The sequence below is a fragment of the Clostridium sp. KNHs214 genome, assembly GCF_000744935.1.
GTDB lineage: Bacteria > Bacillota > Clostridia > Clostridiales > Clostridiaceae > Haloimpatiens.
In genome coordinates this window covers 361,846-379,851 of sequence record NZ_JQMW01000013.1, presented here as the reverse complement: position 1 = coordinate 379,851, position 18,006 = coordinate 361,846, and the positions used below count along the sequence as shown (strand labels likewise).

Here is an 18,006-nt window from a genome sequence, read left to right as displayed (position 1 = left end):
CGCCGTTAAATAAAGTGTTTAAGCTTAGTAATTATTCATTAATGTTTATAGCTAACTTAGTATTTTTAGCCATACCGTTAACGGTATACTTTATAGTAAATAGGGAATCTGCTAAAGATGTATTAAGGATAAAGGTTTTAGGTGGTAAGGACTTGTTAATGATAATTTTAATATCTATGCTGGTTCAGCCTTTGCTTAATTGTTTATCTGGTATAGTTGCTTTAATACTTCCTAATAATGTAGCAAATTTGCTTTCAGGAAGTATCGATGTGCCTATATGGATTAGGCTTTTAGTTATAGCTGTTATGCCGGCTGTTCTAGAAGAATTATGTGTAAGAGGAGTGGTTTTATCTAATTATAAACATTTAGGACTTAAGAAATCCGCAATACTTACAGGGCTATTATTTGCTATTTTACACATGAATATTCAAATGTTCTTATATACTTTTGTTATGGGAATTTTATTTGCTTATTTAGTCCATATAACGGGCTCAATATTTTCTTCAATGTTAAGTCATTTTATAGTTAATGGAACCCAAATTATCATGTCAGATATATCTGTAAAAAAGGCTATGCAAGCTGGAGAAAGCATATCAACTTCAGCATCGGATATACTTAATGGATCTTTGGCTACAAAAATAGGTTTTGTTTTAGGACTAGGTATAGTTGCTATTATATCATTTATAATAGTAAATGCACTTATGAAAAAGTTAGCAAAAAATCATGGTATGGATTTAAAAAATATTGACGATATTGGGGTCAATAACAATGAATTTATTAATGAAGGGGTTATAAAAAATAAAATTTATAAAGAAGCTATATGGTCAGAGGAAGAGATAAGTTCTTCAACGGAAAATAAAGAAAAAATAATGGATGTGCCCCTTATAATTACTATTGCTATATATATTGTAGTCAATTCAATAAATGTATATAATATATTTAGTTAGATACATGAAAAGAAATTTGAAAATTTTAAAAGTTTTATTGACAATAAATTTTTGATATACTATAATAGTAGGAAGTTGAATTCTATATATTGTATTAAAAAGCTGTGATTAGGAAGAGTACTACACTTAATGCCTTAAAGAGAGTCGGGAAAGGTGGAAGCCTGGCAGGTAAGAGTTTAGGAAAATCACCTATGAGCTGAAGGCCGAATTTTATAAAGTAAGCTTATCCGTAATTCTGCGTTAAAGAATAGAGTAATCACTGGTGCAAAAGTGTTTTGTTTTGTGCAAAGAGTGCTTGAAGTGTATATTAACCATTAGGTGGTATAGCGAAGTTATGACTTCGTCCTATTGAGGACGGAGTCTTTTGTTATTTTTAAAGTAATTTATTAAAATATTATAATATTTAACAGAAAGGTTAGATGAACTTTATAGCGTGGGGAAACTGTATGGTTAGATATATTCATAATGAAGTTGTTATTTTGTATAAGTGGTGATAGTTTACACTAAAGTTTCAAAAACTAAAGTTATGATTAAACCACAAAAAGGTATAATGCGATGGAATTATGAAATTTCTTCTCAATGCCTTGCATAAGAGCTTGGAACAATAAATTTCATAATTCAGGTAATGTAATGCTTATTGTGGGTTAATCAAGTTATAAAGTTAAGGAATATTTAGTATATAAAGGAAAGGAGTTTGTATAATGTATAAAAAAGTAGACACTTCTAGAAGTTTTACTGATATGGAAAAAGACATATTAAAACTTTGGGAAGACAGAGATATAGTTAAAAAGAATTTTGATTTAAATAAAGATGGAGAGTATTTTACATTTTATGATGGTCCTCCAACAGCTAATGGAAAACCTCACGTAGGACACGTTTTAACAAGAGTTATGAAGGATTTAATCCCAAGATATAAGGTAATGAAGGGATATAAGGTTTTAAGAAAAGCTGGATGGGATACTCATGGACTTCCAGTAGAGCTTGAAATAGAAAAGTCTCTAGGAATTTCAGGAAAAGACCAAATAGAATCTTACGGTGTTGAAAAATTTATAAAACAGTGTAAGGAAAGCGTATTTAAGTATACAGACATGTGGAAGAAAATGTCTGAAGAAATGGGATATTGGGTTGATATGGATGAACCATATGTAACATATCACGATAATTATATAGAGTCTGTATGGTGGGCATTAAAACAAATGTGGGATAAAGATTTGTTATATAAAGGACACAAAGTACTTCCATACTGCCCAAGATGTGGAACAGGTCTTTCTTCTCATGAAGTTGCTCAAGGATATAAGGATGTTAAGGATTCAACAGCGATAGTTAAGTTTAAGGTAAAGGGAGAAGAAAACAAGTACATACTTGCTTGGACAACAACTCCATGGACACTACCATCTAATATGGCTTTAACTGTAAATAAGAAATATGATTATATAGAGGCTAAGGTTGGAGATGAAGTATTCGTATTAGCTAAAGAATTAGCTCCAGTTGTATTAAAGGATATGGAGTATGAAATAGTTAAGGAATTTAAAGGAGAAGAGCTTCTAGGACTAGAGTATGAACAATTATTTAAGTTCCAAGCTCCAGTGGGAAAGGCTCATTACGTTATACATGGAGATTTTGTAACTTTATCTGATGGTACAGGAATAGTTCATACTGCTCCAGCTTATGGTGAAGATGATAGCATTGTATGTAAGGCTAATAACATACCTTTAATGAATCTAGTAGATGCAGAAGGTAAGTTCGTAGAATGTGTAACTCCATGGGCAGGAATGTTTGTTAAAAAGGCAGACCCTAAAATAATAGAGTATATGGCAGAGAATAATATGCTATTTAAAACTGAAAAATATACTCACTCATACCCACATTGCTGGAGATGTGACACACCACTTCTATATTATCCAAAGGATAGCTGGTTTGTAAGAATGACATCTCTTAGAGATAAACTTTTAGAAAACAACAACAAGATAAATTGGTATCCAGATAACATTAGAACAGGAAGATTTGGAAAATTCCTTGAAAATGTCATTGACTGGGGTATATCAAGAGATAGATACTGGGGTACTCCACTTCCAATATGGGAATGTGAATGTGGTCACAGAGAATGTATAGGAAGCAGAAAAGAATTAGAAGAAAAGGGCATAAATGTTCCAGAAAATGTAGAACTTCACAAGCCGTATATAGATGAGGTTAAACTTACTTGCCCACATTGTGGAAAGGAAATGAAGAGAACTGCAGAAGTTATAGACTGCTGGTTTGATTCAGGTTCAATGCCATTTGCACAACATCACTATCCATTTGAAAATAAAGAAGTGTTTGAGAAGAACTTCCCAGCACAATTTATTTCTGAAGCAGTGGATCAAACTAGAGGATGGTTTTATACATTACTTGCTATATCTACTGGAATATTTCACACTAATCCATTTGAAAATTGTGTGGTATTAGGTCATGTACTTGATAAACATGGAATTAAGATGTCAAAACACAAGGGAAATGTAGTAGATCCATTTGATGTTATAGAAACTCAGGGAGCAGATGCTACAAGATGGCACTTCTATACAGCTAGTGCACCATGGCTTCCAACTAGATTCTCTAAGGATGATGTGGCAGAGGTTCAAAGAAAATTCTTAAGTACCTTCTGGAATGTATATTCATTCTATGTATTATACGCAGAGTTAGATGGTTTTAATCCTCTAGAGTACAAGAACTTTGTTTCAGAAAATGTAATGGATAAGTGGATAATGTCAAGACTTAATACATTAGTTAAAACTGTAGATGAAGACCTTGATAATTATAAGATAACTAAGGCAGCTCTTACTATAGAGGAATTTGTAGATGAACTTTCTAACTGGTATGTAAGAAGAAATAGATCTAGATATTGGACTACAGATTTAACAGAGGACAAAATAGGAGCATATGTAACATTATATAGAGTTTTAGTTACTTTATCTAAAGTGTCATCACCATTTATACCATTTATAGCTGAAGAAATATATCAAAATCTAGTGGTTAACTTAGATAAACAGGCTCCAGAAAGTATTCATTTATGTAAGTGGCCAGAATACAATGTAGAGCTTGTAAATGAAGAACTTGAAAGAGAAATGGATATAGCTTATAAGATAGTTAAGCTTGGAAGAAGCGCTAGAAATGGAGCTAACATAAAGAACAGACAGCCACTTTCTAAGATGCTTGTTTCTACAAAGACTCTTCCGGAGTACTATGGAGATATAGTTAAAGATGAGCTTAATATAAAAGAAATAGCCTTTGGTGCAGACTTATCAGAGTATGTTAATTTTGAAATAAAACCTAACCTACCTGTACTAGGTAAAAGCTATGGTAAGTTAATACCAAAAATAAGAAAAGCATTAAGCCAAATGAATCAAATGAATTTAGCTCAAACTGTTCAAAATGGTGGAGTTGTTAAGGCTGACGTAGAAGGAACAGAAATAGAATTCAACAGTGAAAACTTACTTGTTACAATGCAAGGTCTTGAAGGATATGCTTTTGCTGGTGAGGGAGATTTAGGTGTAGTTTTAGATACTAATATAACTGAAGAGTTAAGAGAAGAAGGACACCTAAGAGAAGTATTAAGTAAAATCCAAAACATGAGAAAAGACAGCGGTTTTGAAGTAGCAGACAAGATAAAACTTTATGTTAGCGGCAATGCTGCCCTAGAAGCTGTAGTTAAGAAGTTTGAAGACTCTATAAAGAAAGAAACTCTTGCAGTAGAAGTTTTATACAATGCTGAAGCTGAATACACTGATATGAAGATCAATGGCGAAGAATTTAAAATGTCAATGAAAGTTGTAAAATAAATTACTAGTAGCGTTAAGTTTTCTAGTAAAATAATGAGGGAGCACCTATGAGGGTGCTTCTTTTTTTATTACAATAGGAAGAGCAGGTTAAAGCCAATTCTGTTAGAATTAGATATCCAAGATATTTTGCATTAGATGTAGGATTTCAAAAGAGTGATGGTGGTTATGAATGGCATGTTATATCTTTTAATGAAGATTCAAGTCAGTGGCAGTATGCATGTGATAGAATAAAGGCAAATAATGATTATAAGAATGTAATAGTATATTGTCTATACTATCAAAATGAAAATTATGCATATTTTGATGGAATACAATTTTATAAAGAAGAGTTTGGTGAAAGCTACCAATATGACGAAAAGGGTAATGTAATATCCACCAGTGATCTTGCAGAAAAGAAGTCAAAGTTTGAATATGACGGCAATAATGATTTGATAAAATCTGTAAGTCCAAAGGGTAGCGAGTTTAAATATAAATATGATTCAAAACACAATTTATTAAATGCTACTTCTGGGGAAAATGTAGTGTATTCTTTCGAGTATGATAGCAGTGGAAATGCTAAAAAAGCTAAAATTGGAAGTAACACATTATTTATGCAGTCTAAAGCAGAGTATACCTCTGATGGAAACTATTTAAAATCAATGACTGATTCATCAGGAAATACTGTACAATATAATTACGATACAAAAAAGGGAACACTTAAATCAGCTACAGATGCTAAAGGAAACAGTATTAGTTATGAATATGATAATCTAGATAGACTTGTAAAGACAAAGGGAAAAGCTAACTCTTCTACTGAGGCAGTTAATAGTTATAGCTATAGTAATGATAAGCTTAAAAATATAGGACATAATGATTTTAACTATTCCTTTGACTATGATGCCTTTGGAAGAAATTCAAAGGTAAATATAAGTAACGGAAATGGAACAAAAAATTTAATAGAAAATATATATGAGCAAGTTACAGGAATGCTTAAAACCTCAAAGTATGGTAATGGACATGTGATAAATTATAAATATGACAATTCAGATAGAGTAAGTGAAATAAGCTATTCTGGTGGCTCCACATCACAGGGTTCGTTTTCATATGAATACGATGCTAGTGGAAATTTAGCAAATCATTATGATAAAGTCAATAATGTAAATTATAGATACATTTATGATGCGGCAGATAGATTAGTAAAAATTAAAGATTCAAAAGGTGACACATTAAAGTATGGCTATGATGAAGACAATAATGTAAGCAGCATAAATGAAAAAATAAATAATAATTCCTATGTAACAAAATATGAATACGATAATGACAATAAGCTCTCTAAGGTTCATTATAATACAAAAGGGCAGAGTAGTGAAAAAACAGAAACATTCCCATTAAATAATAGTTTAAAAAGTCTAAGTGGAATAGAGCCATATAGCCAAAATACTATATTTGAAAAGGATGAGACAACAGGAAGAAATGTACTAGGAGCCTATGAAGGAAGTAAAAATTTAATACCTAATTCATCCTTTGAAGATGGAACAAAGTCATGGCGTATATCTGATTGGAATAGATTCAGTGGAAATTGTAGAATAGTAGACGATGGGGTAAAGGGCAGTAAGTGCATAGAATCCTATGATACTAAAGGTAGTAGTGGAACTAGCAATACAAATTCAGTAGCCTATCAGGAAATTACATTTCCTTCTCCATTATCTACAGCTAAAGAATATACATTAAGTGCATATGCTAAAAGAATAGGTGCTTCTCAGCCGAAATTATCTGTGGAATGCACGGATTCATCTGGTAAACAATTATATTATATTGTAGATACAAAAGAAATACCAGAAAGACAATGGAAAAGGATTAGTCATACATTTACACTACCAGCAAAGACCAAAATGTGTAGAGTAATAATAAGAACAGGGGTTAAAAATACAGATGTAGTGCGTTTTGATGGAGTGCAATTTGAAGAAAAAGGTTTCGTAACACCATATACCTCTTCAAGTTCTAATGCTACAAAGATTTTATATAATCTAAATGTGAACAAAAATGCTGGTACTATGGGAACTTGGTTTAAGACAAGACAAACAGGAACTGTAAGGCATATAATATCCAATGAAGGTAAGAATAGTGAAATATTAAACACATATATTGATAAAAATAACAAATTAAATATTGCAATAAAAAAAGGGGATGGATCATTCACCAATTTAGTAACTTCTAAAGAAACTATAGATAAGGATAAATGGTATTTCACCGCAATAACTTGGCAATTTAAAGAAAATAAGCTTACAGTTAAATTTTACCTAAATGACAAACTAGTAGGACAAGGGATTACAGAAAGCTTTAAAGATTTTAGCAAAGGTTCAACAGCTTTGGGAAGCAGTATTAAAGGAACTGAACAATTAAATGGAAACTTAGAACAATTTACCTATAGTTCACAAACTTTAAGTGAAGAACAAATATCAAACTTATATAAAAACACATTAACTTCAAACAGTACATTAAGTTTAAACTATGACAGTTTAGGCAGAATGATATCAAAAAAACTAAGCACAGGATTAAAAGACTATATAACTAAATACGAATTTGAAGCAGGGAAAGAAGCAAATACCGCCACGTCCATAGTAAAATCAATAGATAATGGTGGAGAGAAGATATGCTACACCTATGATAAGAATGGAAATATAGAAACTATAGTTCAAAACAAAGGCACAGAAAAAGAAAAGACAATAAAATACCACTATGACGGTTTAAATCAAATTACAAGAGAAGATAATGGTATTTTGGGAAAAACTATAACTTACAGTTACGATAGAGGAGGAAATTTAACCAGTAAGAAAGAATATAAATATACAACAGCAGAATCACTAGGTAACTGTACAAAAGCTTACAACTATAATTACGGTGATTCTATCTGGAAAGACAAGCTAACAAATTTTGATGGAAAAGAAATAACTTATGATAACATAGGAAATCCATTAACCTATAACGGATACACCTTCACCTGGGAAAGAGGAAGAATGTTATCCTCAATAAAAGGTAATGGCAAGGATATAAAATTTAAATATAATGACCAAGGCATAAGAACAGAAAAAACAGTAAATGGTGTCACCACAAAATATCACCTAGTGGGCGGCAGTGTAACCTATGAAGATAATGGAAAAGACAAAATACACTACACTTACGACAGTTCAGGCAAACTTATAAGCATGAACCTAAACGGAGCAGAATACTATTATGTAAGAAATGCTCAGGGTGACATTATAGGATTAATAAATGCTCAAGGGGAAAAGGTTGTATCTTACACCTATGATTCCTGGGGAAAACTTATCTCTATAGAAGGAAGTTTAAAGGATACAGTAGGAGAGAAAAATCCTTATAGGTATAGAGGATATAGGTATGACAGTGAGACAGGACTATATTACTTGCAGAATAGATACTATAATCCAGAGTGGGCAAGATTTATAAATGCAGATGAGATTATAGGTGAAACGGGAGAATTATTAGGCCATAATTTGTTTGCTTACAGCAAGAATAACTGTGCAAATATGAGTGACTACAGTGGCTTTAGACCGGTATATACTTTAGGTGAAGAAACAGAGGCAATGAGGGCAGCGTCTTATGCGGTGATGAATAGAACTAGAGCCAATAGAACAAATGTAGTAAGTAGAACTAGAAGAAGTTCTAATACTGCAAAGAGCAGTTTTAATTATGCGAAAAGCACATTAAAGTCTATGGCATCAGGAGCAGCAGATTATGTAAGCGGAAAAGTGGCTGTAAATGCAATAAGAGGACGTTTGGTTTGGAAGCCTCATAGCACCTTGGCTATGGGGAGATATGTTTCAAATTTAGGTAGAGGTGCTAAATTTGCTAAGAAATCATTAGGAATAGCAGGAACTATAGGATTTTGCACTTGGGATGTACACCAAAGCTTACGTAGTGGTGAAAAAGTAGGAGCTTTAATTGACGTATTATCGGCAGCTGCAGGGGTAGCAGCAGGAGTGGTGATATCTGGTGTAGTAGCAGCAGCGGTAAGTGTAGGTGCACCAGCATTACTAGTAGGGGCTGTTGGCTTTGGAGTAAATGTTCTTATTGGTGTTAAGATGGATAAGTATGTAACTAGAAAAAAAGATGAATACTATGGGAGATGATAAGATGAAAAATGCTATAAAATCTAATATGTTTTGGATATGTATGAGTGGAATAATTGTAGGACGTATTGCTAGTAGAATATTAACAAATTATTTTGGATTGAAGGGCCATGATATAGTTGCCAATGTAGCTTTAGGTATTGTATTTTGTTCAATTATATGGTTGCTTATAACACGACAATATTTATGGGCTCTAGTATGTGTGTTAATGAGTGCACCTATAATCATAGCAGGAATAGGGATGGATTTAGATAACACATATATAATAATTATAGGTATATTATCAGGGGTTGTGATATATCCAATATTGATGAAGATATTCCTAAGATTAAAAAAAGGATAAATACGAAGAATATTATAAGTATTTATAATAATTTTTCAAGCAGTAGAAAAGTGTTAAGTTATCTGGAAGTAGCCTGAAGTTAATTACTTTAGGCTACTTATTAATATGAATTATAGAGTTTAAAATTTTAGCCCAATAAGGGCCTTTTTTATTGAATTAAAAATGATTTTTAGGATGAATGTAGAATTACATATAAAGGAATAAATTAAAAGATTTTAATAGTTATAGAATTAAAACATAATTACTATTAAATGGAGATAAAAATAGTAATAGGAATGACTGTATGTATTGGAGGTGCACTTGCTATAGATTATTATATAGGTAAAAAAATAGGCGGTATGCAGGAAAGAATATATAAAAAATTTGGAATGGAGTAGTTAATTATGATTTATAGAACTAAGAAGACTTCACTAATTTTCCCCTTTTTTGTTTTAATTGGTATATTATATTTTGTTTATAATGTTAATGATATTATATGGAAAATATGGGGAGGATGTAGTGGAATTTGGGCGTTAGTTATATATGTATTTGCAATATTTAAATACTACAAAGTAGAAGATACAAAGATTATTTATAATTCAGGAATAAAAAAGCATGAAATCCCATGGAAAGATATATGTAGAGTATACATAACAGGCGAAGGTGTTTTTGCAGCAATAAGAGTTGATTACGGTTTATTTGGAGAGAACGATATGATTATAGGTAGAGATATAAAAGGACAGAAAGAACTAGTAGAAATAATACTTGAAAAGACCGAAAACAACCCTAATATATCTATAGACAGAAGATTAGATGATTTTTTAGATAGCTAGGTATTTGTGAGTAGCCTAAGGGTAAGTACTTTAGGCTACTTAAATTAATATTAATTATAGAGTTTAAAATTTTAGCCCAAGAAGGGCTTTTTTTATTAAATTAAAAATGATTTTTAGGATGAATGTAGACTTATATATAGATGTAGATTTAACTTAAAGGTAAGGAAAAACGTTAGAAGTAAAGAATATAAATAAACTATAAGTTAGATTTAGATATTTAGGAAAAATAAAAAATTATTGTATGAATAACAAAATGTCAGCAGATTGTAGTAATTGTTGACGTTTATTTTTGTCTATAAATAAAACAAGCTGCTATGCAAGTGTGGTCAGAAAAGCCTAAGCGTTGAGAAAAAGTACTACATTTTTGTTTAAAAATGCTTAAAGTAGGATATATTAAACAATACATAAACTTTGTAGTAATATGATAATAAATTTACCTGCAATAGTATTTACTTTAGGAGGTTTAAGATGGAATTTAAAAGAGTGCCTAAGCATATAGGTATAATTCCAGATGGAAATAGAAGATGGGCTCAAGCTAGGGGACTTGATAAAAAAGATGGATATAGATTTGGTATAGAGCCGGGCTTTCAGCTTTATGAAATGTGCTTGGAGTTAGGGATAGAAGAAATAACTTTTTATGGATTTACTAAAGATAATACAAAAAGGCCCAGCGAACAAACAAAAGAATTTAGAAAAGCATGTGTGGAGTCAGTAATGGGTTTGGCTGAGAAAGATGGAGAGTTATTGATTGTAGGTGATACAGAATCTAAGTTGTTTCCAGAAGAATTAAAACCATTTACCAAAAGAACTAAGTTTGGAAAAGGTGACATAAAAATAAATTTTTTGGTGAACTATGGATGGGAATGGGATATATGTAAGGGGTGTAAAGAAGGAGATAGCAGTAAAATGCAGAAACATATACATTCTTCAGATATATCTAGAATAGATTTAATCGTACGCTGGGGCGGAAGACGCAGATTAAGTGGATTTTTACCCGTGCAATCTGTATATGCTGATTTTTATGTTATAGATGATTTATGGCCAGATTTTAATAAAGAACAGTTTTATGATGCATTAAAATGGTATGAACATCAGGATATTACTTTAGGTGGTTAATGTATAAAGCTAGGGTATTCGTTTAAAAGAAATGCTCTAGTTTTTTTGAGTTCACAAATTTTATATGTAGTGGTGGGGCTCATGGGAGTGCCAGTATTTACTGAAGGGGGAGGACCTGGTTATATATTAAAGCCTACCTTTGGGTATTTAATAGGATTTATAGTTGGAGCATATGTTATAGGAAAGTTAGTGGAGCGTATTTATGCTAAAAAGCAACACCTGTCCCTGGGAAAAACTTCGATGATTATACTTTCTGGGTTATTTTTTGTTTATTTGTTTGGAGTTATATATCTTTATTTAATTTACAATTTATATTTGGGAATAGGTAAAAGTTTTTATTGGGCTTTATTTTATGGATGCATAGTTTGTTCTGCAGGAGATATAGTTTTAAGTATAATTACTGCTTTTTTAAGTGTAAGAATAGTTAATATAATGAAGAAAACTGGAATGTCACTAGTTTAATATAACATAGAAATAAGTAAATGTAGATAAGTAATAGGTAATAGATAAGAAGTAATAGCTCTTACCTGGTCTAAATTACAAATTCTCATTTGCACAAACAACTGCCTTACGGCAAAATGAATTGAATTTTAGTTATTATTTTATTTTAATAGGTACCATATAACTTTTCGAAAGGCTCCGCCTAAAAAATATTATGAGCGCCTTTCTATTTATAAATTAAAGATTTTCCATAGCGAAGCGGAGGAAAATTATCCTTTAGTCAGCTGTATTCCTCCCCTGATAGCTTATGCATGAACCGAAAAATCTGTCTTTAAGGTAACAATAAATATATTTTCTTAGACTATTGAGCTAGCCTTAGAAATTTTTTGTTTTCAAATTTCAATACCCGTTAAGAAGCTTTCATGTTTGAGCGCCGCCAGAAGCGAGTTTGAAAGCTTTAGGGTATTGAAATTTGAAAACATTAGAATTTCTTGGCGTATTGCGAGTAGTCTAAGAAAATATATTTATTGTGGACTTAAAGACAGATTTTCCTTCCAATGTATTGCTTCACAATATTCCTATTTTATGGTGATTGCAAAGAATTTTCCCCATCTTGTAGCGAGGATAATAGTGTTTTCATATATGGCTGGAGAGCTTTCTATATTGCTTCCTAATTTTATAGAGTGAAGCACTTTGCCAGTGATACCTTCTATTAAAAATAGGTTTCCAGCAGAATCACCTTGGACAATATAGCTCTTGCCTTTAGAGTCGTAAACGGCAGCAGGTGAAGACCAACAGTAATTATCCATTTCTAGCTTCCATACTTCTTTACCAGTTTTTTTATCCAAAGCTAATAAAATTCCACCATTGAAATTTTTGTATCTAGCTATATTAAATATAACTAGATTTTTTATGTCATTTTTGCCTATAATATTTGTGGCCAAGGCACCGCCATTTACAGGACTTTTACCAAGAAGAGACATGGCTTCAAAGGATTTTTCAAACATAACTTTCCCTGTTAAGCCATCTAGTTTTCTTAAGTTACATATGCCCTTAGCACCCTGTTTATCTACTTCATTAGCTGTGTATATGCATGGAGTACCATTTTCTTCTTCTATGGTTATGGTAGCATCTGTATCGTCTGTGTTATCAAAGGTCCATAGGGGCTTCATATTTTGAAGATTTATGCACTGTATGTTTCCGGAATTATCTCCAAAGTAAACTAGATTTTTATATACTGCTGGAGAATTTTCCATGCCCTGTTCTGGGATTTTTTTCGTAGTATATCTATATTTAATAACTTCAGGTTTTATGGAGATTTTCTTATGAGTCATGTTAAAATTTGTGTTTAGTTTTATATTGTAAAACAGTCCATTCTCACCGCATAATATAAGGGAGTCATTGTTTCTATTTATAAGTGGAGAGCTATCAAAGGCGCCCCAGTTTCGTAGAGCTAAACTATCCCTTCCATCTATAAAGTATAAAAGAGAACTATCTATTAAGTTAAATATTCTATAGCCAATAGCACCCTTTTCAGGAATACCTTGTCCTACATAAAGTAATGGATACCCTCTTGGATCTATAGAAACACTTCCCTTTATTGGATTATTTATATTTATTGGATTTCTGGTTTCCTCGCCAGTTTCTAAATCCATAAAATATATGTGACCATCTAGTGAAGCATATATAACTTCTATAAAGTTATCATTACTTTTAAACTTATCTTTAATATTCATTATTTTAAGTACATCTTTAGGCCATTTAACAATGGCAGGTTGACCAGTCCAGCCAGCACCTCCACCCCAAGTACCGGAACGGGTATTGAAATGCCACTTTTCTTGTAGTTTTTTTTCTTTTATATTGCATATACCGAAAGAAGGGTTATTCCTTAGATTGTCTCCCCTAAAAGTAAGTATTCCATCCATAGTTGAATATTTTTTTGGGAAAATAGTATTTTCATTATTTGCATAAGTATTTATGAGCTTATTATTTAAAAATAAATCATAGTTTATATTAGGCAAAGTTCCATTATCTAAGTAGAGAAGTTTTTTATCATTTTTTACACTTTCATTAGAATTTAAAATTCCATGACTAAGAGTAGGTAAGGTTTCATTAGAGTCTACTGAATATAGATGTTTTCTTTTTTTTTGAAACTTATTTTTTTTATTTGGTGATTTAGTATAGCAGCTGCAACAAGTAGCCAGAATAGTAATACATAATAGTATTAATAGGGTTTTTCTTTTTATCATTTATTTTTTATCCTTTCTAAAATGTAAATTTGTAAATTGATAGTATACAATATGATCCCTATTATGGAATTATTACCAAATGCCTAAATAGTATTCTATGATTACCCACAAAAAGCATTACATTACTTGAATTATGAAATTTATCTGTAATGACTTGCATAAGAATCGAAGGAACTGTTTAAATTTATTGTTCCGAGCTCTTATGCAAGTCATGGAGGGGAAAGTTCATAATTCCACCGCATTGTATATTTTTGTGGTTTAAGCATTCTATTTGCTTATCAAATGTTCAGAAAATGGAGCAAGATTGAATGAAAACGTTGTGAAAACGGCATTAATAGAGGCATTTTAAGTGTGTAAATTGGATAGAAATTAAATTTTGTATTAATATATAAATGGGATACTATTTTAGTAGAATTATTAGATGGAGGTATGGCTAATGAATGGTATGAAGTATAAATTATTGGCGTTAGATATGGATGGAACATTACTCAATTCAGAATCAAGATTAGAAAAGGAGAATGTAGAGGCAATTAAAAAATGCTTAGACAAGGGAGTAAAGGTTGTACTTGCATCTGGAAGGGAATTTAATGCAATTAAAAAATATATAGATAGTTTAAATATTACTGGAGAATTAGCAACTATAAATGGAGCAGTAATAGTTAAAGCGGAAAATAAGCAAATAGTTAAAATGCATACATTAGATAAAAACATATATAAAGAGATAATTTCTAAGCTTAGAGAAGAAAACATAAATTACATTGTATTTGATCAAGAAAATTCATATGTAGATAAGGAAAATCCAGAGTTTGAATATTTAAGAGAAAAAAGTATATGTGTATGCTTAAATATAAAGGATTGCATGGAAATAGAACATGTGACAAAAATAGTAGGTGTCTGCTTCACAGAGGAGGAAAAAAATAAATTCAATAAAATTATAAAGCCATATAATATGCCTGTAATGCAAACAGGGCCGTACTATTTTGAAATAGGAAATGAAGATATAAGCAAGAAATATGCTATAGAATACATTGCTAAAATTAACAACATAAAGAGAGAAGAAGTAATAGCTGTAGGTGACAGCGAAAATGATATAGAGATGATAAAATATGCAGGATTAGGAGTTGCCATGGGCAATGCATATGATAATGTTAAAAAGGTAAGTGATTATGTAACAGATACTAACGATAATCATGGTGTAAGCAAGGTTATAGAGAAATTCATATTAGCGTAGAGTAAGAAAATTGTGATGTAAGTGCAATAAGAAAAATCACACTTTAAGTCCGTGAAAAAATTGTAATTTGGGACTAATCACAGTACGCTAAGAACTTCTAAATGTTTGCAGATTTCAATCCCCTAAAACCTTAACTCGCTCCTTGCGTCCCTCAAACAGGAAGGTTTCTTAACGGGAATTGAAATCTGCAAACATAAGAAGTTCTAAAGCTAGTTCCATAGTCCCAAATTCCAATTTTTTTCACTTCCTTAAAGTGTGATTTTTCGGTTCATGCATAGGCTATCTGGGGTGGGGAATACGGCTAACTAAAGGATGATTTTTCTCCGCTGCGCTATGGAAAATCTTTAATTAAATAAAAAAAGTAAAATGAAAAAGGAAAAAGGCTAAAATTATTTCATTAAATGAAATAGTTTTAGCTTTTCTCTTTAGCACTTTAAAAAATCTTTTATTGGCGGCAGCCAGCCTAAATACGTAGGCATGATTAGGATTTATATAAATCAATGCCACGGCAAAATATATTAGGTCTTATTTAGTGCTTTATTTTGACAAGCAATTATTTATCAGTCAGAAGTTTAACACTTAAAAGTTTTTTTGGCGTGAGCCTGTTGATTTATAATGAATGATCGGCATATAGGTTAAGAAACATAAATATGTATTATAATAACAAAGTCTAACATCTAGAAACTAGAACCTAGTACTAAAAAACATTTGATGACTAAGGACTAAACGAAAGGCTCCGCCTAAAAAAATATTATGAGCGCTTTATCATTTATAAATTAAAGATTTTCAGTAGCGCAGCGGAGGAAAATCATCCTTTAGTAGGCCGTCTCCCACAAAAGCAATGTACACATGAACTGAAAAATCTGTCTTTAAGGTAACAATAAATATATTTTCTTAGACTATTGAGCTAGCCTTAGAAATTCTTTGTTTTCAAATTTCAATACCCGTTAAGAAGCTTTCATGTTTAAGCGCCGTTAGAAGCGAGTTTGAAAGCTTTAGGGTATTGAAATTTGAAAACATTAGAATTTCTTGGCGTATTGCGAACAGTCTAAAAAATATATTTATTGTGGACTTAAAGACAGATTTTTCTTATGGCACTTGCTTCACAATATATGCATTTGATGATGCAAGGGCCTGTGATATATTTGTAAAATATGATAATTACAAAAATGAGCGTAATCTGCAACCCAATAGGGTTGGGGCGAATTATTTTTGGTTGGTTGATGATGAGAAAGACTTCTTTATAGGCGTTAAAATCTTATTTATCTAACAATTAAAGTTATATAGTCTTATATATAAATCCTAATCATCCTTTAGTAGGCTTCTCTTCTCAAAACAGATACATATTAAACTAAAAATCTAATTTTAATGTAGTAATAAATGTGGAATTTGGGACTATTGAACTAGCCTTAGAACTTCTTATGTGTCACAATTAAAGACCCGTTAAGAAGCTTTCATGTTTGAACGAGGAACCAGTGAGTTTGAAAGCTTTAGGGGCTTTAACTGTGACACATTTAGAAGTTCTTGGCGTATTGTGAACAGTCTAAAATTACACATTTATTACGGAATTAAAATCAGATTTTTCTTCAATGTATTGCTATGATATAATGTACATGGAAGTAGGCTGTATATTAAGTTTAAGCAGAGTTAGCATAGGGATAAATTATATGTAAATTAAGTCTCAATTGATTTGAGGATAAGGTGTTGAAGATGGGAAGATTTATAGTCTTAGTTATAGATGGATTAGGTATTGGAGCAATGGAGGATGTACAGATTAATAGAAAAGAGGATATAGGAGCTAATACTTTAAAACATGTATTGTGTAAGGTTAGCTCTTTGCAACTTCCCAATTTGGAGAAGCTAGGAATAATGAATGCTTTAGATTATGAAACGGAGTATATGAAAAAGAGTTTAAATTGTACTTATGGTAAATGTGCTCTAAATCACCCTGGAGCAGATTCATTTTTAGGACATCAAGAGATTATGGGAAGAAAAGATTTTAATAGGAATATGCAAGTGTTTTCTGAAAAAGCCCATGAAATAGGAAAGTTACTTGAGCATCAGGGATATAAAATAGAATATATAGTAAAAGAAAAAAACTTTAAATTACTATGTATAGGAGATTATATTATAATTGGTGATAGTTTGGAAGGGGATATAGGACAAATATATAGTGTTACAGCTGACCTGAACAAAATAGGATACGAAGAAATCTTTAAAATAGCTAATATTGTTAGAGAAGCTTCAGAAGTTTCAAGGGTTACAGTTAACGGAGCTTTTGTACCAGTAGATAAGTTAAAGTCTTTTATAGAAAAAAAGGAAAGTGGAGCTATAGGTATAAATCTAGTAAAAGCAGGGATTTATGAAGATAGGGGATATATAAATGCTAATTTGCCCTTCTATCATAAGGATAATAAACAAATTCAATATTTGTTAGGAGATAAAAACATTCCAGTAATTTTGATAGGAAAAGCAGGGGATATAATACATAATCCTTATGGAAAAAATTTAATACAAAAAGATACGAAAAATATATTAAATTTAACTTTAAGGGAGATAATAAACACTAAAGAAGCATTTATTTTGAGCAATGTGCAGGGAACGGACATAGCAGGGCATCTTCAAGATGCTTATAAATATGCTATGGAACTTAAAATAATAGACGAATATATAGGTAAAATACTTAGTGTAATGAATGAGCAGGATATATTAATAGTTACAGGAGATCATGGAAATGACCCAACTATAGGGCATAGTAAGCATACTAGAGAGTACGTGCCTATATTGATTTATGGGCAATGTAATTTAAATGGATTTATAGGTGAAATTCCAACCTTATCTTATATAAGTAGTATGGTTAAAGAATATTTTTTAATGTAATTATAAAATAACCTTTAAAATAGTAAAATAAAATATATTTTAGCT

The 18,006-nt window shown here is 31.3% G+C and carries 12 protein-coding genes and 1 other annotated feature; of the genes, 11 read left to right on the top strand and 1 reads right to left on the bottom strand.

What is annotated here, in order from left to right; genetic code table 11:
• Window positions 1-41: 41 nt before the first annotated feature.
• The 8 genes from CC89_RS17240 (at window position 42) to CC89_RS17210 (ending at window position 11,622) form a co-directional block, all read left to right on the top strand.
• Window positions 42-947: a CPBP family intramembrane glutamic endopeptidase gene (locus CC89_RS17240; RefSeq protein ID WP_185750797.1), complete on the top strand. Its 906-nt coding sequence runs from the start codon at window positions 42-44 to the stop codon at window positions 945-947.
• Between the two features lie 95 nt (window positions 948-1,042).
• Window positions 1,043-1,298 (top strand) — a binding site (T-box leader).
• Window positions 1,299-1,648: 350 nt separating this feature from the next.
• Window positions 1,649-4,762, top strand: coding sequence for an isoleucine--tRNA ligase (ileS, locus tag CC89_RS17235; protein ID WP_035294282.1), 3,114 nt, complete (start codon window positions 1,649-1,651; stop codon window positions 4,760-4,762).
• Between the two features lie 107 nt (window positions 4,763-4,869).
• Entirely contained in the window at window positions 4,870-8,889 is a 4,020-nt protein-coding gene (locus CC89_RS20125) for an RHS repeat-associated core domain-containing protein (RefSeq protein WP_502685636.1), read from the top strand.
• Entirely contained in the window at window positions 8,879-9,232 is a 354-nt protein-coding gene (locus CC89_RS17225) for a hypothetical protein (protein WP_185750796.1), read from the top strand. Before CC89_RS20125 ends, CC89_RS17225 begins: the two co-directional genes overlap by 11 nt.
• Before the next feature lie 251 nt (window positions 9,233-9,483).
• Entirely contained in the window at window positions 9,484-9,609 is a 126-nt protein-coding gene (locus CC89_RS21265) for a hypothetical protein (RefSeq protein ID WP_286161388.1), read from the top strand.
• Window positions 9,610-9,615: 6 nt separating this feature from the next.
• A complete protein-coding gene (locus CC89_RS17220) occupies window positions 9,616-10,044 on the top strand; it encodes a hypothetical protein (protein ID WP_035294279.1) in 429 nt (142 codons plus the stop codon).
• 468 nt (window positions 10,045-10,512) lie between these two features.
• Complete coding sequence (uppS, locus tag CC89_RS17215; protein ID WP_035294278.1) at window positions 10,513-11,160, top strand: polyprenyl diphosphate synthase; 648 nt, start codon at window positions 10,513-10,515, stop codon at window positions 11,158-11,160.
• A 45-nt stretch (window positions 11,161-11,205) separates the two neighbouring features.
• Window positions 11,206-11,622: a biotin transporter BioY gene (locus tag CC89_RS17210; protein WP_286161387.1), complete on the top strand. Its 417-nt coding sequence runs from the start codon at window positions 11,206-11,208 to the stop codon at window positions 11,620-11,622.
• A 557-nt stretch (window positions 11,623-12,179) separates the two neighbouring features.
• On the opposite strand, the gene CC89_RS17205 is transcribed toward CC89_RS17210, so the two are convergent.
• Complete coding sequence (locus CC89_RS17205; RefSeq protein WP_051931941.1) at window positions 12,180-13,850, bottom strand: outer membrane protein assembly factor BamB family protein; 1,671 nt, start codon at window positions 13,848-13,850, stop codon at window positions 12,180-12,182.
• A gap of 436 nt (window positions 13,851-14,286) precedes the next feature.
• On the opposite strand from CC89_RS17205, the gene CC89_RS17200 reads away from it, so the two are divergent.
• The 3 genes from CC89_RS17200 (at window position 14,287) to CC89_RS17195 (ending at window position 17,961) form a co-directional block, all read left to right on the top strand.
• Complete coding sequence (locus CC89_RS17200; protein WP_185750795.1) at window positions 14,287-15,081, top strand: Cof-type HAD-IIB family hydrolase; 795 nt, start codon at window positions 14,287-14,289, stop codon at window positions 15,079-15,081.
• A gap of 1,003 nt (window positions 15,082-16,084) precedes the next feature.
• Window positions 16,085-16,351, top strand: a complete 267-nt coding sequence (locus CC89_RS20705) for a hypothetical protein (RefSeq protein WP_185750794.1) — start codon at window positions 16,085-16,087, stop codon at window positions 16,349-16,351.
• A 440-nt stretch (window positions 16,352-16,791) separates the two neighbouring features.
• Window positions 16,792-17,961, top strand: a complete 1,170-nt coding sequence (locus tag CC89_RS17195) for a phosphopentomutase (RefSeq protein WP_051931939.1) — start codon at window positions 16,792-16,794, stop codon at window positions 17,959-17,961.
• Window positions 17,962-18,006: the final 45 nt, after the last annotated feature.